The sequence below is a fragment of the Flavobacterium beibuense genome, from assembly GCF_004151245.1.
Taxonomy (GTDB): Bacteria; Bacteroidota; Bacteroidia; order Flavobacteriales; family Flavobacteriaceae; genus Flavobacterium; species Flavobacterium beibuense_A.
The window spans coordinates 1-23,330 of sequence record NZ_JUIW01000007.1; the positions used below are offsets into that span (position 1 = coordinate 1).

Sequence of the window (23,330 nt, forward strand, 5' to 3'; positions counted from 1 at the left end):
GATAGGGTTTTTTGTTTTGTATAATTGACTAATATTTACTTACTATAAGCAAAACCCTATCATAGAAATAGGGTTTTTGTATTTATAACTGTTTTATTACTGCATGGTAGTAAAAATCATATTTTAACTGTTATTTAAAAAATGATTATATAGAAGGTAATTTATCGATGAATTAACACTTTATAACGATTTAGGTGTTAAATATTTAATAAATAATTATATAATTGTGCACTTAATCTAAACTTAAAACGTTATAAAATACGTATATAACTGCATCAAAATTATTTGATTACACTCTGTCAGGAAATGAAATTATTTAAGCTTTTATTACTTTTACTGTTACTTTCAACAGCTTCAGTTAATGCACAATTGTCTGATTTTACCTTGGATGTTTCCCATACCGACGAAACATGTTTTGGTAACGGCAGCCTTACTTTTGAAGTTTCAAACCTAACTCCCGATGCAACGGTATTATACACCATATATCTGTTGCCGGACACTGATACTCCCATTGCAGTAATTACTGAAAATACTTTAGGGAGTTTGACATCAGGTACTTACAGGGTGATTGCCACACAAACATTAGAGGACGAATCTAACACACAGCAGCAGGATGTTGTTATAGAAGACCTTATTCAGGATTTTGCCATTTCGGTTTCTTCAGCCGATGAAGCCTGCTCATCAGGAGCCACAATTGTAGTGACAGCGACAGAAGGAGAGATTTTTCAGTGCGAAATAATATCAGGACCAGAAACACGTCCGCTACAAACCGAGCATGAATTTACCGGTTTACCTGCCGGAACCTATAATATAAGGGCTTTTGACGTCTGTGGTATTGGTAAAGTAAAAACCTATGTGCTTGAGGTTTTGGATTTAGATCCCGATATTTCGGCATCTTTTTATCCTGATGTTGTTATTAATTCGTGTGATTCTATAACGGTAAGTAATACGGTAAGCCTTGAAACGGCCACAATTTCTTATCCGGTAACCATTCAATATACTATTCATATACCCGGTGAAGATGATGTGGTTACTACTCAGGTATACGAGTCAGGAGCACCTAACAGCTTGGAAGTTTCAGAAGAGATGCCTCTTATAGATGGTGTTAGCTATGATATTACTATTTCTAACGGTTGTGGCGATTCGGTAACATCTACGGCTAATTTTATAGATTCTGAAATAGACTTAACACTTCTTAGTCAGCGCGGTATATGCGGTACACGTTATTTGGTGCTTAATGCCGCAAGGTTTATGGGATCGTACACCGTGACTTTCCTTAATGCACCGGATGACTTTAACCCTGCTGATTTTATGCCTAATCCAAACGGGCCATTTACAGAAGGGAGTATTGCTTATGGTGATGAAGAAAATCCTATACCCTACGGAACATATGAAGTGATAATTGAAGACGAATGCGGGCGTACAGTTCAGGATATTGTAAATGTGGAATTTGAACCTTATGTACCGGCAGTAACAGGACGCAATAACGGTTGTTTTTCTCTGTTTGGACGAATAAGGATAAGCATTCCCGAAATAGAAATTGTTTCTGCAACTATTGTTTCTGCACCTGATACGTATACAGAAACGCTTCCTCAGGATGTAACAGCAAACATTACACAAGCGGGTATTTTAGCTCTTAATAATTTACCTATCGGGTTTTATACTATAGAGTTTACAGACGAGTGTGGCTACGAATATACTGAAGAAGTGGAAGTACCCGAGTTTGTAGAACAGGATTTTGACGGAAACACTTCGCCGTCTTGTGAAGAGGGAGTAGGGAGTGTTATGGTTTCCAGCGGTAACGGGCCATTGTTGTCTATGCAGATAACTTCGGCACCGGCATCATTTCCGGAATCTTTACCGTATGATGTTACCTCGTTTATAGATACTAATGCCGGAGATTTGTTTATGTCTGATCTTCCGGAGGGTCAGTATACTTTTGAAGGAACCGACCACTGTAACCTTACCAAGACATTTTCAATACTTATAGAGGGTTACCATCCTCCTACAGATACTTTTATATTCACTCCGCAATGTGGTAACTTTAGTATTATGGTTACGGATGGCAGTAACGGACTTAATGCTGCTCAGTACTGGCTTCAGCATTTTGATACCGCTACACAAACCTGGGGGCACCCAGCAACGGGAGTAGCCTATGTAGAAGGTACTGTGCCGGATAGCTCTAACTCTATACAGCTTACGAATAATCAGGCGATGAATAACCTTAACTATTCGGGAGATTTCAGGATCATTAAAAAGCATGAAAGCTTCGGGAACGGTTCAGAAACTGTTATTTGTGTAGAAGATTTTGGAGAATTTAATTATACGGAAACACTTTCGGTAGCAGGTGCATATACTATGGCTTGTGCCGGTAATCCGAATGATGTTTATCTTGATATTTTAGGATATCCTACCTCTATAAGGATTACACACATGAACGGAAGCCCTTTTGTGGTAGACAATGGTACTAATCCTATTTTTACCGATTTAGAGGAGGCTGAATATACCTTTAGAATAGAAGATAACTGTGGTAATAGAGTTGTACGTTCTTTTAACGTACAGTCGCTACCTTCTATCGCTACGGCTAATGAAGTGAGCGATATGATTGCGTGTGTGCCGGAAGGTACAGGAAATACCAATGAGTTTGACCTGACCGAACAGAATGCAACTCTTTTAGGCGACCAGTCGGCATCGTTATATACCATTACCTATTATGCAACGCCTCAGGATGCACAGGCAGGAACTAATCCGCTGCCGTCGTTATATAACAATATCATTAACGGACAAAACATTTATGCAAGGGTAGAGCACAACCAGATAGACCTTTGTTTTGATGTTACTTCCTTCAGACTTTTTGTTGGGGAAATTCCGGAACCGGAAATCAATACCACAGGGGTTCTTTGTAACGGTAATGCAACACAAATTACGGCACAGGGCGGTTTTGCTGCCTACAGCTGGTCTACAGGAGAAACTACTCGTACTATTACCGCTACCCAGCCGGGAACTTATACCGTTACCGTACAGCGTGCTTATGGCGACAGGTATTGTGAGGGTTCGTCGTCGGTAGAAGTGGTACCATCAGAAGCACCGCAAAGTATTGAAGTCTCTATAAGCGACTGGACAAACGACAATAATACCATAACCGTTGCAGCGATAGGGGCAGGGGATTATGAATATTCCATAGACGGAATCAACTATCAGGATGATAATACATTTTATAACCTTGAAACAGGTATTTATGTGGTATATGTAAGGGATAAAAACGGATGTGGCGCCGACTCTGACGAAGTAGCCCTGCTGCATTACCCTAATTACTTTACGCCAAACGGAGACAGCCACCATGACAGATGGAGGATTGAATATTCGTTAGAGGAGCCTAATTTAAAGGTGGATATTTATGACCGATACGGCAAACTGCTTATAAGTTTTGGCCCGCAATATGAAGGATGGGACGGCACTTATAACGGGCATCCGCTGCCATCTACAGATTACTGGTTTGTAGTAACCAGACAGGACGGAAGGCAACACAGGGGACACTTTTCCCTAATAAGATAATGGTATTTTTATAAAAATGAATTTGGGTATAATGTTATAAGAAATTACGTAATAACTTATAATGTTATACCCTAAAGGTTATTTTCACCTAAAGGAAAAAATGGTTACTTTTATCGCGGTTCCCCACCTCATAACCAAACCAATACAACACCTTAAAATGAGACCGTTCTTTAAAAATCAACCTGATCCCAAACCCCAGCATGAACACCACATTAGCTACAGGCATGATGTAGGCGAAGAAGTTTTTTTTATGTACATGAATGGCGTAAGAAAAGCTACAATAACCAATATCGTCATTAAAAAGAGTAGGAAAGCTACTGATATTTGGTGTGTGGTAGACAAAAACCCATGCAGACCCCTACACAGCAAGACATTTAGGGAAGAAGAGCTTTACAGTACCAAAGCAGAGTTACTGGAGTCGCTTTAGGTATTAATTTCCAAATCCCTTATATAGTCTTCGTATTCGTAGAAAAACAATTCAAAAGCCCCCATTTTCTCATTAAAGAAGTCGAATATCTCATCCCACGTGTTCCTGTTATGCAGGCTTATCCCTGTTTTTTCAACCCAAATACGGCTAATGGCCTTTCCTGTTTCCAGGTAATGCTCCCTGTCCAGTATGGCATCCGGAAGGTATTCTTCAAGCAGTATGTTTTTTAGCGATTCTATCTTTTCAAAATAAATTTTACGCTTTTCATCCTCTTTAGGTTCAATGTCCAGCATTACGCGTGCCTTTTTGTTATCCACATAAAACTTAAAGGATACATCCTTGATCTTGGTATCATACAACAGCCATTTTCGCGGATAGGCATTGGCAAATGCTGTCCAAAATTCCTTTTTCATCTGTTGTGCTTCGGCTTTGCTAAACATGCTTATAGGGTTTTAAATGTCCTCTTTTTGGAGTACCTTTATAGGTAAATAGATTATTACCTAATGAAGTTTACTGACTTTTTAAATTATGTACCAAAAATACTAAATCAGGAGTTACCAGCCCTTAATGCGCATGCAAAAATGGCTCCCAGTGAAAGAATACAATCGCTAAACCCTGATTTTTATAAAGATAGCAACCCCAAGCAAAGTGCCGTAATGATGCTGTTTTACCCTAAACAGGAGCAAACACACCTTATTTTGATAAGGCGTAACGAATATCCGGGAGTGCATTCGGCACAAATATCCTTTCCGGGAGGACAGGTAGATCCTGAGGATGTGGACCTGAAGCATACGGCCCTTCGTGAAACTTATGAGGAAATAGGGGTAACACCTGCAGAAATTGATGTGGTTATGCCCTTTAGCCAGATCTATATACCGCCCAGTAACTTTTTGGTTAAGCCTTTTATGGGGCTGGCGGCACAAACCCCTGTGTTTGTACCCAATCCGGATGAAGTAACGGCGCTTATAGAGCTTCCGTTAGATGTATTTCTGGACGATTCGATAGTAATCAATACCGAGATGAAAACCTCTTATGCACAAAAAATAGCGGTTCCGGCCTTTAAGTTTGAGGACTATATAGTTTGGGGAGCTACCGCAATGATAATGAGCGAACTTAAAGAAACAATAAAAAACGCACTATAATGCGTACGATTTCGTAATTTTGCTGTTTGATATAGTAAAGAAGTATGGGTTTATTTAAAAGAAATCCGTTTGGACATATATTATTTTTAAAGAGATGGCTTATACGCACTTTTGGCGTACTTACCCACAGGCGTTACCGCGGTTTTAATGAGCTTCAGATAGAAGGTTCTGAAATTATAAAAACTCTGCCGGGACAAAACGTTCTTTTTATTTCTAATCACCAAACCTATTTTGCCGATGTAGTGGCAATGTTTCATGTGTTTAACGCCAGTTTAAAGGGCAGGGTAGACAGCATTAAGAATGTGGGCTACCTGTGGCACCCTAAGCTTAACATTTATTATGTGGCGGCAAAGGAGACTATGAAGTCCGGACTGTTACCAAGGATACTCGCCTATGCCGGCGCTATTACGGTAGAGCGTACCTGGAGGGCAAAAGGGCAGGATGTACAGAGAGAAGTGAATCCAAACGACACAGAAAATATAAGAATAGCACTGGAAGACGGATGGGTTATTACCTTCCCGCAGGGAACCACAAAGCCGTTTAAACCTATCCGTAAAGGTACAGCACACATTATCAAACAACACAAACCGATTGTTGTTCCTATAGTGATAGATGGTTTTAGGCGTTCGTTTGACAAAAAAGGGCTAAGGATGAAGAAGAAAGGGATATTGCAGTCCTTTATTATTAAAGAGCCTTTAGAGATTGATTATGATAACGATACCATAGATGAGATTGTAGAGAAAATAGAATATGCCATTGAGCAACACCCTTCTTTCCTGAAGGTTATTCCTGCCGAAGAGCTGGAAGCACAGGAAGAACTGAATAAAAAGCGACAGTGGGATTATTAAAATACAAAAGAGGCTATTTAGCCTCTTTTTTTTGTTTACTCTATTAATTGTTGAGATTTTTCGACTCCACTTCGTTTGGCTCAAAATGACAGACTCTCTTAATTTTATAAAGGTTTTCCATTTCGACCGCAGCGCAGCGTAGTGGAGAAATCTCAATTATATAAATGAGGGTTTTAATTCCCTATGGTGTTTTCCTTTTGTTGCGGAGTATTGTTGTTTAATATATCCTCCTGCTTATCCTGTTTGTTTTTGCCCGGTATTTTATAGTTTAATGAAAAACCTACTCGCCTCGAGTCATACTTGTTGTCCGAAGAAAGGTTTGTGCCTACCAGGCCATAATTTTGTGTGTTGGTATTAAACACATCGTTTACATAAACCGAAACGGAAAGGTTATCTGAAAGGAACTTTCTTGAAAAGGTTAGGTCCAGTCGCTGATAAATAGGTTGCTTTACCGTATAATACAAATAATTACCACCAGAGCTGGTAGTGTTAAAGTTTGCGGTGAACTTTACCTTTTTTGGTAAGATAAGCTGAGACATAAGGTTAAAGTTCCAAACGGCTTTTGTATCTAAACCCGGAATGATGTTTTTTCGCGATCCGGCATAAATATACAGGAAGTTTATCTCATCGGGATTAAAATTCATTTTCAGGGTTTCGGTAAGGCCTTTTGTAAAAAGCATATATGGCACCGGTATACCAAAATTAAAATTGCGGGTGGTTACCTTATCTACATTTTCCGAAACTCTCGCGGCTGTGCTTTCATCGGTGGTTATAACACGTGTTGTAATTTCGTTATTGGCTTCGGTAATGGAGTAGTTTATAAAAAAGTACTCAAAAGCATTTAATTCTATTTCGTAATTGTTGTATATGGTAGGCTCCAGGTTAGGATTTCCGTAAAACTCTATATTGGGGTTCTGGTAGTTCGTGTTGTTTGGATTTAGTGCAGATGTATCGGGCAGGCTTATCTTTTTGTTATAGTTTGCCTTGGCATATATTTGCGGTATTAATGTGTATTGCACTGTACCGTTGTAAAAGAAACGGGTTTGGTTAAACGGTATAAGGTTATCGGTATCGGTATTTCCTTCTATGTTATACGACTCCAGGCGACCTCCTGCGATAAACTCAAGCTTTTTGTAGGTAGTTTGAGCTTCTGCATAGGCAGCATACGTGCTACGCCTGTAATCCAGATTTGTAGTACCAAAGCTCATTGCCTGAAAGTCCAATAAATCGGCTAAGACCCCTGTACTTATTTTTCCCTTGTCTAAAAGACTTATGTCCTGTGAATAATCAGTCTTAAACTGATAGAAATCCTGATTGCTGTCGTTGCTTAAAACATCATTTTGAGTGATTCTTGACTGCTGATCGAAATTACCGTCGTTGTTATTGTAATTGAAAAGGAAGTCCAGTTTTTTTAAAGGATTTTCAAAGCGTTTTTGGTAAGTAAGCGCCACATCGTTATAAAAGTTCTTAGTATGGCTTTTGTCGCTTGCGGTAAACCCAAGACCGGATGCTTCAACATAAGAGCTGTTATTGCTTGTGGAAATGTTGTAGTTAACAAGCAACCTGTCGTACTTAAAGTCAAACTTTACACCTGTTCTCAGGTAGTAGTACCTGTTATACCTGTCAGAATAGTTATTGGTAATAACAACATCAGGGCTATAAAAATTGCCTCTGTTGTAGCTTTCACCGTAAGATTGCCCACCCTGTAGCTGCCAGCTAAAAAGCTTGTTTGCGGCACTTAATGTAACACTGTTGTTAAACCTGTGTCTTGCCTTATCATAATTGGTATAACTGTATCCGTTAGAGTAGGTGGCACTCAGGTCTTTTTTAGCATTTTTTGCGGTTACTATGTTTATGATGGCTCCGCCGGAAGTAGCGGGGAACTCTGCACCGGGATTCGTAATTATCTCTACCTTTTCTACGGTATTAGCGGGCATTGACTCTAAATAGGTCATTAACTCGTTTGAGTAAATGTTTAAAGGACGCCCATCCATATAAACCTGAAGGGCTTTACCCTGATATATCGCACCGCCAACTTCTGAAATGATAAGCCCCGGAAGTTTTCTAAGCCCTTCCATAAGTGATCCCGAATTAAGATAATCCTGTTCGGAAAAATCAAAAATAACACGGTCTGCTGTTCTCTCTACTGCTTTTTTCTTTTTATCAATAACCACTTCATTAAGTTCAGAGTCCATTTGCTTAATGCTGTCGTTTGCGGTTTTATCCTGTGCAAACATACTGATTGATAGTACTGTTAACAGTAGCGTGTAGAAGAACTTCATAAGGCGTGTTTTAGGTTGATTGATTGATGATTGGCAATAAATATAGGATTTATTGTACTAATTGCCAAAAGGATATGTTTAGCAGATAATTACTTAACCGCTTCTACCTTATAACCTTTTTTTCTAAGGAGCATAATTACGCCTTCCTTACCGCCCAGGTGGGCAGCGCCTACACCAAAAAAGGTAGGGGATTGTTTGGCTGTTTCATCTATTTTAGGAATCCAGTTTTTGTTACGGTTATTAAGCAGTACATCTGCATTATCGCCATACATTTTATTTTCGCTGTCGGCCATGAATTTCATAATCGCGTTAAGGTCTTTAGTACGGTAAACCTCCTGCATTTTATCAAATTCTGCCTTGTCTTTTTCAATACCGTCTTTTGCCGTTTTAAGCAGTTCGTTCATTTGTTCCTCATAGGAAATATCGTCAAATACTGCCAACTGCTCCTCTAAAGTTTCCAGCCCGTAAACCTCTTCTTTCTGCTCGTGGGTAACCTTCATCAGTTCCTCTTCAAAAGACTGCATAGGGCAGTCCATGTACTTAGGCATAAGCGACATGCTTATCATAGAAGGCTTAAAACGATTCATCATTTTAAGCGGTATACCCAGTTCTTTGGTAATAAAAGCATCTAAAACCGCAAGGTCTTCTGTTGTAGCAAGGGAATCGAGGGTTACGCCGTCTTTCATCATCATACCGCCCATCATTCCTGCTTTCATGGCAGGGTCGTCCATATCGAGCTCTAAGTATAGCTGCCTGGTATCGTTTAGGGCTTTTATTACGTGCTCGTCCAGTGTGGCATCGCAGGTAACGTGTATGGTGCCAAAGATGTATGAAGGCTCCTTAATACCGTTACCGGAAATTTTCCATAACAGAGATTTTTCAAGCTGTTGTGCATTTAAGCCAATGGTAAAAAGTGATATAGCGGCGATAAGAAGTTTTTTCATGGTATCTCTTTATATTTCTATTTTTTTAAGTTCCTGATAGTTTCTGTTAAGGCGTTTAAGCAGTAAGCCATATATAAGCTTATAGAATAACCAAAATAGTGCTACAAACAGCAAAATAGCTATTATACCTACACCATAATAAAGCAGGTTAATTACAAAACCTTTTCCTTCCTGTTCTGCTTCCTGGAATAATTCAATCCACTTAGGGTCATAAGTATGTACATATTGAATGGAAATTAATGCCAGGATAAAAGTAGCAATAAGTTTTACCATTATATAACGGGAAACAATTTTTCTGGACTTTAAAATGTTAGCCATTAGGTTTTTAACCTTATCTGTATTTTTAATTTTTTTGTAGTTAATATAAAACAGGTACATGAAAACTACATTTATACCCATGTCTATAACAGTGAAGGTTATGTTTAGAACCTCACCCATGTAGTTTACCATTGTTTTTGCGTTTTGAGTATCGCTTAGCATTAATGAAAGTGTTAGGAAAACCGCAAATTCAATAATGCTTATAAACAATATCCATTTTACTATAGAAGACGACTTTTTATGGAGCATGCCATAAATTTCGTGCTCAGAGATCCTTGGGTAGCGGTCTCCGTTCTTCTGCCAGTCATTTTTTAATTTATCTAATACGTCCATCTTATATCCTTGTTACGGATTTAATATTTTTTTCAGTTTCCCTTTTATTCTGTTCATTTTTACCCTTGCGTTCACTTCGCTAATACCAAGGGTGTCGGCAATCTCGCCATAGTCCTTATCCTCAAGGTACATAAACACCAGTGCCTTTTCTATATCGTTAAGCTGATGCACCGCCTGGTAGAGGAGTTTGAGGTGTTCTTCTTCTTCATAATCATATTCCTCCTGATTTACTTTATGTATGGTGTTGTTAAACTCTACGGTATTAACCGTTCTTGATTTTTTTCGGTAAAGGGTAATGGCCGTATTAAGTGCCACCCTGTATGCCCAGGTAGTAAATTTAGAGTCGCCCCTAAATTGCGGAAACGCTTTCCATAGCTGTATGGTAATTTCCTGAAAAAGGTCTTTGTGGGCATCTTCACTATCCGTGTAGAGCCTGCATATTTTGTGTATCAGGTTTTGATTTTCCTGAAGCTGTTCAACAAATGACCTTTCTAATTCCGATCCCATGATGTATTGGTATATGGAAATGTAAAAATGTTACACCTTGTTATAAATCTTTTTCTTTATAATAATTCACTAAGTATCCCACAAATTTGCTATAGGTTTCAAGTCCATCTTTCTGGTGGTTCATTTTCAGGTAATTATCATAAAAACCTTTAAAAATAACTTCTATAAAAGAGGAGTAATAATCGTTAAACTGTTCGCTTTCCTCAAAGTTGCGAAGTATACCGTTATTAATAAGCGGCAGCAGGCTCTTTGCCTGTTCCTCATCTATCTTTTCTATATTCCTTAAACAGTATTTTAAGGCAAACACGTAGCCCGAATATTTAAAGTATAAATCGTCGTTATGTATAGATGCCATATACCCAATAAAGTTGGCCTCGCTTTCGCTGGCATAACCCAACTGGTGCGACATCTCGTGGCAGGTGGTGGTAGGGTAGTTGTACAACGGAAGGTTGTAGTTTACCTGAGCCTCATTGGTAAACGGGTTAAGGTATCCGCCAAAGCCCATGTAAGACAGTGGCGTACTTATAAGCGACGACTTAACGCTTTCGGTCTTATACGTAAAAAACGGATATACCTTTGAAAGGTTGTCGTATCCGTTTTGAGCCTTATCATAAATCTGGCTTACTGTATACGGGTTTACCACCTTTAAACTGTCGTTAGGTTCAATAAGGTTATGCATGTTATTGGCTTTTACAATAAGGCGCTTGGTAAAGGCCAGCAGCTCGTCCTGAGTATATTTTTTTTCGAAGCCCATTTTTTCGTTCAGCGGAACCCTATGGTAGTTTACCGCCCAAAGTGAATAGAACAAAAAGTAGAATACCGAGAAAAAGCTAAGTATGCTTAAAATATTGCTTTTGTACTCCCTACGCCATGTTTTTCGGGTTTTCCAGAGCCAGCGAAGAATAAAGAAAATAACAATGCCATAAATGATGTCGCCTACTGAGAAGCCGAATAATCCGAAAAAAGTACGGGAGCATTTTGCGATAAAAGGGTAGAGGCCGTTGCTGTAATAGTTCTCAACAAATTCGGGGAAAAAAGATAATACGTTTACAATCAATATCTGTACAAACAGCAAAATACTCAGTATAATCTTTTTCTTCATCAGGTTAATGTCTATGAGTTGTAAATATAAGTAGTATTTTTGTACTGATAAACTGTTACTGTGTTAACCCGATGAAAAAGATTGATGCTCCCGAGAAGGTTATTTTTATGTGTGACGGAAAAAAATGCGGCCGCTACAACAAGTCGTTGCGCAAATGCTTTAAGGAGGAACTTAAAGAGGCAGGGCTTAAAAAGGACGTGGAGATTATTCGTATGGATTGTACCGATAATTGTAAGAACGCTCCCGTAATAAGCCTGCAGCCGCAAAACGTATGGCTTGCCGAAGTAAGCGAAAAGGCCGTACCGCAAATAGTAAAAGAATATTTAGTAAATAATAGTAAACAATAAATTTAATGAGCCAGGAAGTAAGAAACCTTGAGCCTAAAGCGCTCTGGAACAAATTTGCCGACCTGAATGCCGTACCAAGGCCTTCTAAAAAAGAAGAAAGGGTAATTGCCTTTATGAAAGACTTTGGTGCTAAACTGGGGCTGGAAACCATAGAAGACGAAGTAGGTAACGTTATTATAAAAAAGCCTGCCACACCGGGCATGGAAAACCGCAAAACCATTGTTATGCAGTCGCATCTTGATATGGTGCATCAAAAAAATGCCGATACGGTTTTTGATTTTGATACTCAGGGTATCGAGATGTATGTGGATGGCGACTGGGTACGTGCTAAAGGTACAACCCTGGGGGCAGATAACGGTTTAGGTGTTGCTACCATTATGGCTGTTTTAGAAAGCACAGATATTAAACACCCTGCTATAGAAGCCCTTTTCACTATTGATGAAGAAACAGGAATGACAGGTGCAATGGGCCTTAAAGGCGGACTACTAAACGGTGAGATACTGCTTAACCTGGATACCGAAGAGGATGATGAAATTGATATAGGATGTGCAGGTGGCGTTGATGTAACTGCCGAAAGGGCGTATAACGAAGAAGAAACTCCGGAGAACTCTGTAGGGTATACCATTACCATAAAAGGCCTTAACGGCGGACACAGCGGTATGGATATAGACAAAGGTTTAGGGAATGCCAATAAGATTATGAACCGCCTGTTATTTGACAGCTTTGAGAACTTCGGTCTTCAGATTGTTGAGATTAACGGAGGAAGCCTTCGTAATGCTATTCCGCGTGAGAGCTTTGCTAAGGTTGTTATTTCTGAAATTTTTGATGAGGCTTTTGTGTTTGATATGCAGGAGGTTATCAACGATATTAAAACAGAATTCAAAACTACCGAACCTAACCTTGAAATAAAGATAGAGAAATTAGGCGATACACCTGCTAAGGTTATGGAACTTGGTGTTCAGGAAGGCCTTGTGCGTGCACTTTATACTGCACACAACGGGGTATACCGCATGAGTGCCGATATGGAAAACCTTGTGGAAACGTCAAACAACATTGCAAGGGTAATTGTAAAAGACGGTAAGATACACATAGGGTGCTTAACGCGCTCGTCTGTAGAAACGTCTAAGTTTGACCTTGCCAATGCGCTTCGTTCGGCATTCGAACTGATAGGCTGTGAGGTCACCTTCTCTGGTTCTTACCCGGGATGGACACCTAACGTTAGCTCGCCTATACTTGAAGTATTAAAAGAGATATACGAAAAGCAAAATAACGAGAAACCTCACGTTGTGGCATGCCACGCCGGGCTTGAGTGTGGTATATTAGGTACTAACTACCCTGATATGGATATGATATCGTTTGGCCCTACCATTAAAGGGGCGCACTCTCCGGATGAAAGAGCAAGTATCAAATCGGCTCAAAAATACTGGAAATTCGTACTTGAGATATTAGAAAATATCCCGATGAAAAACTAATATAAGCTGTTTATTTACAGTAAATTAAAATCCCCGCAACAGCGGGGATTTTTTTTATTAAAAACTATTGTAAAATATATACCTTTAAATCGCTTTTAGCGTTATTCAATAAACCACCTTATTTAATGAAAAAGATATTGTTTGCAGCATTGTTTGCCTGCATCTTGTTTTCCTGTAAACAAAACAAACCGGAAACGGTAGAGCGTGCCTTTTACTATTGGAAAAGTAATGAATGGCATATTAGTGAGATTGAAACAAACGTACTTGACTCAGCTCAGGTCACTAAAGTTTATGTCAAGTTTTTTGAAGTGGAAAAGAACGATGTTATGGGTAATATTCCTATTTCAAAAACATCATTGTCTTTTTATGACATAAAGGATTCCTTTACTTTTGTTCCTACGGTTTATTTGCATAACGATGTTTTTTCTAAGATAGATAAAGGCGGCCTTGACACCCTGGCAAATAATGTAAACTACCTGATAGATAAGTATGTCAATGATAAGTTGGTGCCCGATGCGGTTACAGAGTACCAAATGGATTGCGACTGGACACCGTCTACTAAAGACAATTATTTTTATTTCCTTAAAAAGTTAAAAGAGCTTTCGGGTAAAAAAATAAGTTGTACGCTAAGGCTCTATCCCTATAAGTATGCCGATAAGATGGGAGTACCTCCTGTAGACAGTGCCATGCTTATGTGCTATAACCTTATTAACCCAATGAAAAACCACGACAAGAACTCAATATTAGATATTGATGAACTGTCTTCTTACCTGGGAGATTTTAATTACCCGCTTCACCTTGATGTGGCTTTGCCTTTATATTCGTGGGCGCATGTATACCAAAACAATCAGTTTGTACAGGTATTGTATACCGATATTAAGGAGCTTAAAAAATCCCTTAAACCACAAAAAGACCTGTGGTATGAAGTTACCGAAGATATAGAGGTAAACGATTTTTACTTAAGGAAAGGCGATAAAGTAAAAATTGAAGAAATGAGCGCCGACTATATTAATAAAGCGATTGCCGTTATAACTAAGAAAGTGCCTTTTGATAAAAACATTACGGTAAGCTTTTTCCATCTTGACGAAACACAACTAAGCCCTTACACAAATGAAGAGATTTCAGCTTTTTATACTGGTTTTACTAAGTAGCTCTATTATAGGGTATCCCTGTGGGTATTACCCTTATGGCGATGATGTACGCATGTGCTTTTTTAAGCCTGAAAGTCAGGATTACGAATATTATTCACCATTTTTCTATACCTCACAGTATTTTAACGACATTGAGGCAGATAACGGCACACATGATTTGCCTAACGATATTTTTTGGTATAACTACTGTAATGGTAAAGTACCTATGCCGGCTGTAAAAGAGTGTGTTTATGCTCTTCCTGCAAATGATTTGGACAAGGCTTCACTTAACGGTATGGTTCAGCATCTTATTAATGCCAATGATACCGATGCGCTCAACTATTTAAGGTTTGCCAAACAGTGTGAGCCCGCTAACGGGGTTTATAGTGATCCGTGGGAAAAGGATGAAGAAAGTTTGGTAAAACAAAGACAACAACTTATAGCAAAGGCTATTGAGTATAGTGAGGCATCCGGTAAAAAGGAATTTAAACAGCGTTATGCTTTTTTAGCCATACGCCTGGCGTATTACAATGGTAATTATGACACTATAAGGAGCTTATATAAGGAGCTATTCTTACAATCGGCAAACAAAGATGTGGTGTATTACTGGGCAATGTATTTTTATACATTAACTGTTCAGGACAATGCACAAGCGGGCTACTATGCAGCACAGGTATTTGCCAATGCGCCCGACAAGCGTTTTGCAGTTTACAGCTCGTTTGAAAAGAATCAGCCCCTGGATGAGGTTTTACGCTTTGCCCAAAACGATAAGGAAAAAGCGAATATTTATGTTTTAGCTGCTATTAGAAAACTTGACAGGACTTTAGATTATATGGAGAAAGCATATAAACTTGATTCCAATAACGAGGGGCTTGGCTTTATTATGCTAAGGGAGGTAAACAAATTGGAAGACTGGATACATACGCCTTACTATACACTTTTTACTCCGGGAGTAACGACAGAAAATTATCCTGACAGTACTGAAGAAGTTATAATGAAAAGGGTGGAACAAGACAGGCAGTATGCCCGTGAGGTGCTATTGTTTGTAAATTCTATGAAGACCGACGATGTGTACTGGCTACAGGTAAAGGCTAATTTAGAGCTGCTTACGCAACAGTATAAGGAGTGTTTAAAGACTGTAAAAAAGCTGAATAAAAAGAAAATAGATACTATTGAGGCTAAAAATCAGATTGAAAAGATATATGCTATAGCAGTAACGGCTTCTCAGGAAAAAGGTAAGGCTGTAATTCCTAAAAAAGTAAAACCGCTGCTGCTAAAGTTTAAGGATGACCAAAGGTTTGTTTTTGCCATTGGCAGGGAGTTGGAGTATAAAGGTAACACTACCGATGCGGCTTTAATGTATTGTAATCTTGTAAGTAAATTTTATGGAGAAGGTAACCGATGGTCTGATGTTTTCTGGAAGGACGGAAAAAATACAGGTAATGATTACGACTACTATAACGACTGGTTTACTTATCTTGATTTTAATTATACACCGCAGCAAATAGAGCAACTTATAGAAAACATAAAGAACAATAAGGCTAACGATTCGTTTTCCGAGTGGAAATACTCCTGGATAACGACTAAGCTAAGTGTTCTATATGACCTGTTGGGAACAAAATACATAAGGTTAAATAAGCTTGAAGAAGCTGCCGCAGTATATGAAAAGGCAGGGAACAGGCACTGGGAAGACAACTATGGCTTTTGGGAAAGAAAATCGTTTTTTAGTAATGGGAATCAGTTTGATCAAAATCCTTTCTATACGCTTAAATATACTCCGGAGTTTATCCCGATGCGTGATACAATTAAGCTGAACAAGTATACGGTAACAAAGCAGCTTATTAATTATCTGGCGAAAGCAGAGGATAAAAATGAAAAGGACAGGGATTATTATTATTTCCTTGTGGCCAACTGTTATTATAATATGACCAATTACGGTAACTCATGGATGATGCGACGTTATTATAAGAGTTACTCTGAAATAAAAGGCCTTGAAGATGATGAGGAATATTACGATTGCATTTTGGCTAAAAAATATTATTACAAAGCCTTTGAAAATGCTAAAACAGATAAGTTTAAAGCACTTTGCTTAAGGATGATAGCTGCCTGTAATAAGAATGAAGATGATAAAGAGTTATTGGAATTTGCAACAAGCAAGGAAATGTATGAGGAACTAACCTCTAACTGTACACGATTTGCAGATTATTTTAAAGCAAGAAGATAAAACAAAAATCCCCGCAATAGCGGGGATTTTTATGTTAGATTATTTAACAGGAGCATTAGTGTAGCCAAAAAGATTTATTTTTGAATTATTGATCTTATATACTACAACCACTCTTATTTCTTGATTAGCTGAGGTTTCTTTAGGAATATAGTCAAATTCAAATTTATTATCTCCCGTCTTTTTATACTCAATTTTGTTGCTGTCATCATATATGTTTGATTCATTATAATAATGAAGCTCAAACTCCGGGTATTTCTGTATTTCAGATAGTATACCCTCTATGGTATTTACTTTATTTGATTTTAGTTCGAATGTTTGAGGGATAAGGTATAACTGAGTGTTTTCAGCTTTCTCAAGTTCGCTTTTAGAAATAATATCGATAAGTGAATCATTCTGTTTTTCCAAAGATGATACTTTTATGGTTAAGTTTCTCTAATTCATTATTGTTACAAGAGATTAAACAAACTGAAATTATTAAAGGGAATAGTATATGTTTCATGATATCACAATATTAAACTTATCTAATAAGCCTGTTACGTCAGGTAGTGAGAATTTAGCTTTTTTAATGCGGTTCTGTTCCGGGTCTATGGAGTAGTTTATTGAGGAACGCAAATCGGCTTTCTCCAATATGGTATTTTCAAATATGGCATGTTTAAAGTCGCAGTTGGTAAACGAAGCCTCGGTAAAATCGGTTTCTGTAAGGTCGGCTTCCTGCAGGTTGCAGTTTATAAAGTGCGACTTTTTAAGCTTAAGCTGATAGAACGAAGTAAGGTTTAGGTAGCAGTCGGTAAAGTTCATGGCAAGCAAAAACGGATCGGCAATGCTAAAGTTAAGCCCCGTTAGTTTACAGTCTTTAAAAAACACTTCTTTAAACCCTGTGCCCTTGCATTTTGCATTGCTAAAGTTACAGTCGGTAAAGTCACATTCGGTAAACATCACACCGGTTAAATCTGTTCCCGAGAAATTACAACCCGTAAACGTGCAGTTTTCATATTCGCCTCTGGCAAATGCTGAGGTGGTGTAATCTTTACCTTTAAAATCGATACCTTCTGTAAACTCCATAATTTTTTATTGAAGTGCTAAAATAAGAAAGTATCCTGAGTTGAGATTGAGATTTCTCGACTGCACTGCGTTCCGCTCGAAATGACAGAGCATCTTAATATCATAAAGGGTTTCCATTTCGACCTTGTGGAGAAATCTTAAACATTTAGTAATTGAGATTTCTCCACTTCGCTTCGCTGCGGTCGAAATGACAGAAATTATCTTCTTTGAAGAGGAAATTGTTCTGTTGCCGGTTTACCGTTTTTAGTGCCAAATATCTCTGCCATAAGTGAGTCTGCCGATATTTTGTTGTAAACAATTTTGTTGGGATAGTCGTGTGCCGGATTTTCAAAAACAATCTGTGCATCGGTTGCAGCCGTCATTTCAAAACCTACAGGCTGTTCGTTATTTTGTCCGGGTACGGTAACAATGTAAGTAAGCTTTCCGTTGGCTTCCACAAGATCTGCCTTTTCGGCAAAAACAGTGTCTTTGCTGTTAATTACAAAGTAGGATTCCCCTTTGTAAACCGAATCGTTTTCCTTTTTCCATCGTTCGGTAAGTTCGCCTTCTTCGCTTACGCTTCCCCATTCGCCTAAAAGCCAGCTGGCTTTTTCAAGCTCGTTGTAAGTCTTGGCTTGTGTAACAGGAATAGCTTCGGCATTTTGTGTTGTTTCTTTCTTGCAGGAAAAAGCAATGCAGCCCAGTGCTATTGCAAATAATAGGGTAATCTTTCTTTTCATGATTATAGTTTTGTTTTATAAGGCAAAGATGAGGTTTGCCTTAAAACAAAAATTGTAAAAAAGCGTCATCAGTCATCAAAACTGAAATGTTTTACCATTTCGAGGTTTTCAGAGAAGTACTGCTTAGGGTTAAGCCCTGTAAAATCTTTAAAGTCTTTAATAAAATGTGCCTGATCATAAAAGCCTCCTTCATAAGCAATGGTGGTAAAACTTTTAAACTCCTTATTCTCTATAAGCTGAAGCATGTTTTGAAAACGGGTTATACGGGCAAACAGTTTAGGTGTAATACCCACAGCCGCTGTAAACCTGCGTTCCAGCTGGCGCTTACTTATTTTAAGTTCATCGGCCAATTCGTCTACAGCTATGTTGCCCACACTTTTTATCATGGCGTCTACACAGTGTTCTACCGGAGCGTTGTCTATCTTGTATTCTTTCCTTTTGCCTAAAAGAAACTCCTCTAAAACGGCAACCCGTTCTTCGTTTGTGGAACAGGCAAGCATACGTTTTTCCAGCGCCTCACCGTCTTTACCCCAAACCTGAGCTATGGTAAGTGTATTGCCTGTAAAGGTGTCTACATCAAAATCTATAAAAGGCTGTAATCCGGCGGGATGCATTCTGGCACTAAAAACGCCTATTTTACCCAGTGCCTGTAACTCAAAAAAGGTTTTTAGTTGCCCGTGTATAAAGCAGGGCTCCTGAATATGGAATTCGGTTTCCGTATCATATTTACGCCAACGGTCGCTGTAGTTAAAGATAAGCTCGATGCAGCCATCGGGAAAAATACGCTCCCTCTCATGTTGAAAGCCATCTACCATATCTTCTATACTCCAGTATAGTTTTACCTGTTTTGCCAGTTGGGGGTTGGGTTTGTAGGTCTTATATTCCATGTGTCCAAATTAACCAAAAAAACGATACTAAAAAGCCTCTGTAGCTAGTATGCCGTTTATCGCCGCTCCGGCTTTGTTGCCCGTTGCCACTGCGGTTGCCACGCTTCGCATAGGGGTTGTGTTATCTCCGGCAGCATAAATACCTTCTACAGTAGTCTTTTGCAGGAAGTCTACCTTTAAGTAACCCATTTCGTCCATCTCGCAGCCCAGTTTTTCGGGCAGGGTACAGTGCTGTTTAGGGGTTGGCCTGTAATACACCACTCCAAGAGGAAAAGCCTTTCCGTTGGCAGAGATAAGCGCTTCTGCCTGTCCTTTGGTGTGCTTTACCTTTATTATCCTGTCTTCTATAATGGTAATATTATGTCGTGCAAACTGCTTTAGTTGCTCGTCGTTAAACTCGGCGGGGCCGTTGGTGTAAATTGTAATGTCGTTAGTAAGTTGCAGCAGTAAGGCAGCATAGTGATGGGCGGCTTCACCGTTACCCACTATACCTGTTTTTTTGTTTCTTGCCTCATAGCCGTGGCAGTAGGGGCAATGCACTACAGATATTCCCCAGCAGTCTTCAAAGTTATCTATTGCAGGCAGCTCGTCGGTTACTCCGGTAGCAAAAAGTAATTTAAGCGCGGTTACTGTTTTGCCTCTTTGGGTTTGTATGCTAAAAGTATGGTTAAGTTTTTGAGCATCGGTAACGGTATCATTTAAAAAGCTTACGGTAGGGTAGGCTAATACTTCGGTCTTAGTCCTTTGTGCTATATCGGCAGGTGTTTTACCGTCGTTAGTAATAAAGTTGTGGGAGTGTGGCGTGTGCCTGTTGCAGGGCTTACCACTGTCTATAACCAAAACTTTTCGTTGTGAACGCCCTAACGCCATTGCTGCCGAAAGCCCAGAGTAGCTTCCGCCAATGATGATAACTTCGTAATCTGTTTGCATGGAATTTGATTTTTTGATTGATGATTGAACCGTGATTGTTTGGCAAATGTATATAAATTTTGTATTATTGCAATGCGATTGCATTAATTTATCGCAACAAAATTGCATTAGTAATGAAAAGACGTAATACACCGGCAAAAAGTACTATAATGACACTGCTTAAATCGGCAGAGTCGGCCCTTAGTCAGGATATGATAGAGGAGAAGGTAAAAGGGGATATGGACAGGGTAACCATATACCGTGTGCTTAACAGCTTTTGTGAAGACGGTATAACACACAAGATACTTGCCGATAACGGTAAATATTATTTCGCCCTTTGCGACAGCTGTAATGATGAGGTACACAACCATGATCATTTTCATTTTAGGTGTACCAAGTGCGAAAAGGTAGAATGCCTGGACGAGCAGGTAACGATAAAACTGCCCGATGGCTATGTAATGAAAAGCATAAACAGCTGGGTAACCGGTGAGTGTAAAAACTGTTCATAAAAAAAGGAGACAAAACTGTCTCCTTTTTTTTTTTATTGGTTTGGTACCCCCGTTCCTTACAAAGTTTAAAAAATAATTTGAATTTGAATTATAGTGTTGATGATTGCGCCTCGACATCTTCAATCTTTTCATAGATTTTAGAAAACTCATGAGGCTGTGGGTTGGCATAAGTAAAATACATCTTGTCATTCCCTGCAGGAAAAGTCAGTTTGTAGTTTACAGGCCAGTAAGTCGATTCGGTGTCAATAGCATAAACGTCACCTTCTACCTGTGTCCAGGTTAGTGCCTGAATGTGTGTGCCGTCAGGACAATTTTTCCTGAAGGCTCCGGTTCCGTCCTGCTGGATTAAGAAAATTTCTCTTTGGCATTCGTCGGCAATAGGTGTATAAACTCCGTCATACATGGTTCCTGTTGCTTTCCATACGCCAAAAATAGATGCTGGTTGTTGCGATGATTTATCGGTACCTGCCATTGTGTTGTCTTCATCCCCGCTACAGGCAGTAACCAATAATAGTAAAAATAGCGGAGCAATGGTTAAAAATCCTTTTTTTAAGCTTTGCATAAATTTAATGTGTATTCGTGTAAGGAGGGGGTGCAAAGATATACGTTAAATAAAGAAATGAAGATGTAACAAATGTTAATTAATTGATTTCTAAGGGTTTAATTGTAAGAAAAAACTTGGTAATTCAATAGTTAACAAACACTTTGTAACGGTTTGCGTAAAATACTATAAACAAAAAAAGCCCGTAAACATGATGCCTACGGACTTTTAAAACGATGTTTTTGCTTTAGGAAAGAGTAATAAGCCATAGTTTAAACCAAAATAGCATTAATAGAAAATAATACAGGAAAATTTCGTACTTTTGCACCTCGAAAATAAGGAGAAAAAAACATGTTAGACAGGTTACAGATAATAAAACAGCGCTTTGATGAGATTTCAGACCTTATCATTCAGCCGGATGTGATATCCGACCAAAAGCGTTATGTACAGCTAAATAAAGAGTACAAAGACCTGAAAGGGCTTGTGGAAAAACGCGAAGAGTACATTAAAGTAACAGGAAGCATTAAGGAAGCTCAGGAAATTATAGCCGACGGCAGCGATGCAGAGATGGTGGAGATGGCTAAAATGGAACTTGACGAAGCTAAAGAGCGCCTGCCACAGCTTGAAGATGAAATAAAATTCATGCTTATACCTAAAGATCCTGAAGACGCTAAAAACGTAATGGTGGAGATTCGTGCCGGTACAGGTGGCGACGAGGCGAGTATTTTTGCCGGAGACCTTTTCAGGATGTATACAAAATACTGCGAAAACCAAGGCTGGAGAACCAGCGTTGTAGATATTAGCGAAGGTACATCGGGTGGATTTAAAGAGGTTATCTTTGAAGTTACCGGAGACGATGTATATGGTACACTTAAGTTTGAAGCGGGTGTACACCGTGTACAGCGTGTACCGCAAACAGAAACTCAGGGACGTATACATACATCTGCAGCGACTGTAATGGTATTACCGGAGGCTGAGGAGTTTGATGTACAAATTGATATGAACGATGTTCGTATTGACCTTTTCTGTTCGTCAGGACCTGGTGGTCAGTCAGTAAATACAACCAAATCGGCTGTACGTATGACGCACATCCCAACCGGACTTGTGGCACAGTGTCAGGACGAGAAATCGCAGCATAAAAACAAGGACAAGGCTTTACAGGTACTTCGTTCTCGTTTATATGAAATGGAACTTGCCAAGAAACAGGAAGCCGATGCTGCTAAGCGTAATTCGCAGGTAAGCAGTGGTGACCGTTCGGCTAAGATTCGTACCTACAACTACCCGCAGGGGCGTGTAACCGATCACAGAATTGGCCTTACGCTTTATGACCTTGACGGTGTAATGAACGGAAACATACAAAAGCTTATTGATGAAATACAGCTTGTAAATAATACAGAGAAACTTAAAGAAAGTGAAGTTTACTAAAAAATAATAATCCCGCCAGTTGGCGGGATTTTTTTATTGTACTGAATCTAAAAAAAATATCCCGCCAATCGGCAGGATACTTCAGAGTAATAGATATAAGGATTAGTAGTAATTAGTTCGTTGCTGCATTTTTCCAATAGATAAGAATGTCGTTAATAACCTTTTTGAATTTGGTATAGCTTATAGGTTTTGTAAAATACCCCTGTATGGACAGCTGAAAAGCTTTCCGCATGTTTTCCTCACTACTGTCTGACGTGGTAAGGAATATAAAAGGTATGGCACGTTCCCTTATTTTGGCATCGTTAAAAATAAGGTTACGCAGGTCGAACCCGTTTATTACCGGCATGTTTATATCGGAAATGATAAGGAACGGATCGCAGTCATCCGATTTTAAAAAGTCGATAACATGGGTAGCGTCTTCTATAAAAACCAGTCGGTTTTCATAGTTATGCTCTTTGCCGAGTTCTTCAAAAATGCTGATAAGGATATCCCTGTCGTCAGCATCATCTTCAATAATGATAATGTCTCCGTGTATATTCATATTTGTGGGGGGCAGGTGGGTATTTATAAAATAAATTTAAATCTATAAATTAAATTAATATAAAACTAACAAGAGTAACCTTACTTTCTAACAAATTTCGTTAAAC

General features: G+C 38.9%; 23 protein-coding genes. 10 read left to right on the forward strand and 13 right to left on the reverse strand.

The features are described 5' to 3' along the window. The first annotated feature begins 306 nt into the window (after positions 1-306). On the forward strand, positions 307-3,555 hold the full coding sequence (locus NU09_RS10355) for a T9SS type B sorting domain-containing protein (protein WP_129751224.1): 3,249 nt from the start codon (positions 307-309) through the stop codon (positions 3,553-3,555). A 61-nt stretch (positions 3,556-3,616) separates the two neighbouring features. Further along, positions 3,617-3,982 carry a hypothetical protein gene (locus NU09_RS10360; protein WP_129751225.1) on the forward strand — a complete coding sequence of 122 codons (366 nt, stop codon included), beginning with the start codon at positions 3,617-3,619 and terminating at the stop codon, positions 3,980-3,982. Here the strand turns inward: NU09_RS10360 and NU09_RS10365 are convergent. Next, on the reverse strand, positions 3,979-4,422 hold the full coding sequence (locus tag NU09_RS10365; protein WP_129751226.1) for a DUF4268 domain-containing protein: 444 nt from the start codon (positions 4,420-4,422) through the stop codon (positions 3,979-3,981). The two genes, NU09_RS10360 and NU09_RS10365, sit on opposite strands and share 4 nt — an antisense overlap. Before the next feature lie 63 nt (positions 4,423-4,485). Between NU09_RS10365 and NU09_RS10370 the strand changes: the two genes are divergently transcribed. Both NU09_RS10370 and NU09_RS10375 read left to right on the forward strand, forming a co-directional pair. Next, positions 4,486-5,124, forward strand: coding sequence for an NUDIX hydrolase (locus NU09_RS10370; protein ID WP_129751227.1), 639 nt, complete (start codon positions 4,486-4,488; stop codon positions 5,122-5,124). 44 nt (positions 5,125-5,168) lie between these two features. Then, entirely contained in the window at positions 5,169-5,972 is an 804-nt protein-coding gene (locus NU09_RS10375) for a lysophospholipid acyltransferase family protein (protein WP_129751228.1), read from the forward strand. A 173-nt stretch (positions 5,973-6,145) separates the two neighbouring features. Here the strand turns inward: NU09_RS10375 and NU09_RS10380 are convergent, their stop codons facing one another. The 5 genes from NU09_RS10380 to NU09_RS10400 form a co-directional block, all read right to left on the reverse strand. After that, positions 6,146-8,254, reverse strand: a complete 2,109-nt coding sequence (locus NU09_RS10380) for a TonB-dependent receptor domain-containing protein (protein ID WP_129751229.1) — start codon at positions 8,252-8,254, stop codon at positions 6,146-6,148. Between the two features lie 89 nt (positions 8,255-8,343). Beyond that, complete coding sequence (locus NU09_RS10385; protein WP_129751230.1) at positions 8,344-9,198, reverse strand: TraB/GumN family protein; 855 nt, start codon at positions 9,196-9,198, stop codon at positions 8,344-8,346. A 9-nt stretch (positions 9,199-9,207) separates the two neighbouring features. Next, positions 9,208-9,849, reverse strand: a complete 642-nt coding sequence (locus NU09_RS10390) for a hypothetical protein (RefSeq protein WP_129751231.1) — start codon at positions 9,847-9,849, stop codon at positions 9,208-9,210. 12 nt (positions 9,850-9,861) lie between these two features. Further along, positions 9,862-10,356 carry an RNA polymerase sigma factor gene (locus NU09_RS10395; RefSeq protein ID WP_129751232.1) on the reverse strand — a complete coding sequence of 165 codons (495 nt, stop codon included), beginning with the start codon at positions 10,354-10,356 and terminating at the stop codon, positions 9,862-9,864. A gap of 40 nt (positions 10,357-10,396) precedes the next feature. Continuing rightward, positions 10,397-11,458 carry a DUF3810 domain-containing protein gene (locus NU09_RS10400; RefSeq protein ID WP_129751233.1) on the reverse strand — a complete coding sequence of 354 codons (1,062 nt, stop codon included), beginning with the start codon at positions 11,456-11,458 and terminating at the stop codon, positions 10,397-10,399. A 71-nt stretch (positions 11,459-11,529) separates the two neighbouring features. Between NU09_RS10400 and NU09_RS10405 the strand changes: the two genes are divergently transcribed. The 4 genes from NU09_RS10405 to NU09_RS10420 all read left to right on the forward strand — a co-directional run bounded on the left by NU09_RS10405 (position 11,530) and on the right by NU09_RS10420 (position 16,631). Beyond that, the gene (locus NU09_RS10405) at positions 11,530-11,805 is read left to right on the forward strand and encodes a (2Fe-2S) ferredoxin domain-containing protein (protein ID WP_129751234.1); all 276 of its coding nucleotides are present in this window, start codon (positions 11,530-11,532) and stop codon (positions 11,803-11,805) included. A gap of 5 nt (positions 11,806-11,810) precedes the next feature. After that, a complete protein-coding gene (locus tag NU09_RS10410; RefSeq protein ID WP_129751235.1) occupies positions 11,811-13,277 on the forward strand; it encodes an aminoacyl-histidine dipeptidase in 1,467 nt (488 codons plus the stop codon). Between the two features lie 125 nt (positions 13,278-13,402). Then, positions 13,403-14,428, forward strand: coding sequence for a hypothetical protein (locus NU09_RS10415; RefSeq protein WP_129751236.1), 1,026 nt, complete (start codon positions 13,403-13,405; stop codon positions 14,426-14,428). Beyond that, on the forward strand, positions 14,388-16,631 hold the full coding sequence (locus NU09_RS10420; protein ID WP_129751237.1) for a hypothetical protein: 2,244 nt from the start codon (positions 14,388-14,390) through the stop codon (positions 16,629-16,631). Before NU09_RS10415 ends, NU09_RS10420 begins: the two co-directional genes overlap by 41 nt. 39 nt (positions 16,632-16,670) lie before the next feature. On the opposite strand, the gene NU09_RS10425 is transcribed toward NU09_RS10420, so the two are convergent. The 5 genes from NU09_RS10425 to NU09_RS10445 all read right to left on the reverse strand — a co-directional run bounded on the left by NU09_RS10425 (position 16,671) and on the right by NU09_RS10445 (position 20,229). Next, the gene (locus NU09_RS10425) at positions 16,671-17,036 is read right to left on the reverse strand and encodes a hypothetical protein (RefSeq protein ID WP_129751238.1); all 366 of its coding nucleotides are present in this window, start codon (positions 17,034-17,036) and stop codon (positions 16,671-16,673) included. Between the two features lie 90 nt (positions 17,037-17,126). Beyond that, entirely contained in the window at positions 17,127-17,693 is a 567-nt protein-coding gene (locus tag NU09_RS10430; RefSeq protein ID WP_129751239.1) for a pentapeptide repeat-containing protein, read from the reverse strand. A 197-nt stretch (positions 17,694-17,890) separates the two neighbouring features. Then, a complete protein-coding gene (locus NU09_RS10435; protein WP_129751240.1) occupies positions 17,891-18,412 on the reverse strand; it encodes a DUF6265 family protein in 522 nt (173 codons plus the stop codon). A 68-nt stretch (positions 18,413-18,480) separates the two neighbouring features. Continuing rightward, the gene (locus NU09_RS10440; RefSeq protein WP_129751241.1) at positions 18,481-19,299 is read right to left on the reverse strand and encodes a helix-turn-helix transcriptional regulator; all 819 of its coding nucleotides are present in this window, start codon (positions 19,297-19,299) and stop codon (positions 18,481-18,483) included. A 27-nt stretch (positions 19,300-19,326) separates the two neighbouring features. Further along, on the reverse strand, positions 19,327-20,229 hold the full coding sequence (locus tag NU09_RS10445) for an NAD(P)/FAD-dependent oxidoreductase (protein WP_129751242.1): 903 nt from the start codon (positions 20,227-20,229) through the stop codon (positions 19,327-19,329). Between the two features lie 113 nt (positions 20,230-20,342). On the opposite strand from NU09_RS10445, the gene NU09_RS10450 reads away from it, so the two are divergent. Beyond that, complete coding sequence (locus NU09_RS10450; protein WP_129751243.1) at positions 20,343-20,717, forward strand: Fur family transcriptional regulator; 375 nt, start codon at positions 20,343-20,345, stop codon at positions 20,715-20,717. Between the two features lie 88 nt (positions 20,718-20,805). Here the strand turns inward: NU09_RS10450 and NU09_RS10455 are convergent, their stop codons facing one another. Beyond that, complete coding sequence (locus tag NU09_RS10455) at positions 20,806-21,279, reverse strand: hypothetical protein (protein ID WP_129751244.1); 474 nt, start codon at positions 21,277-21,279, stop codon at positions 20,806-20,808. Between the two features lie 330 nt (positions 21,280-21,609). On the opposite strand from NU09_RS10455, the gene prfA reads away from it, so the two are divergent. Then, the gene (prfA, locus tag NU09_RS10460; RefSeq protein ID WP_129751245.1) at positions 21,610-22,683 is read left to right on the forward strand and encodes a peptide chain release factor 1; all 1,074 of its coding nucleotides are present in this window, start codon (positions 21,610-21,612) and stop codon (positions 22,681-22,683) included. A gap of 112 nt (positions 22,684-22,795) precedes the next feature. Here the strand turns inward: prfA and NU09_RS10465 are convergent, their stop codons facing one another. After that, entirely contained in the window at positions 22,796-23,224 is a 429-nt protein-coding gene (locus NU09_RS10465; protein WP_129751246.1) for a response regulator, read from the reverse strand. Positions 23,225-23,330 lie beyond the last annotated feature (106 nt).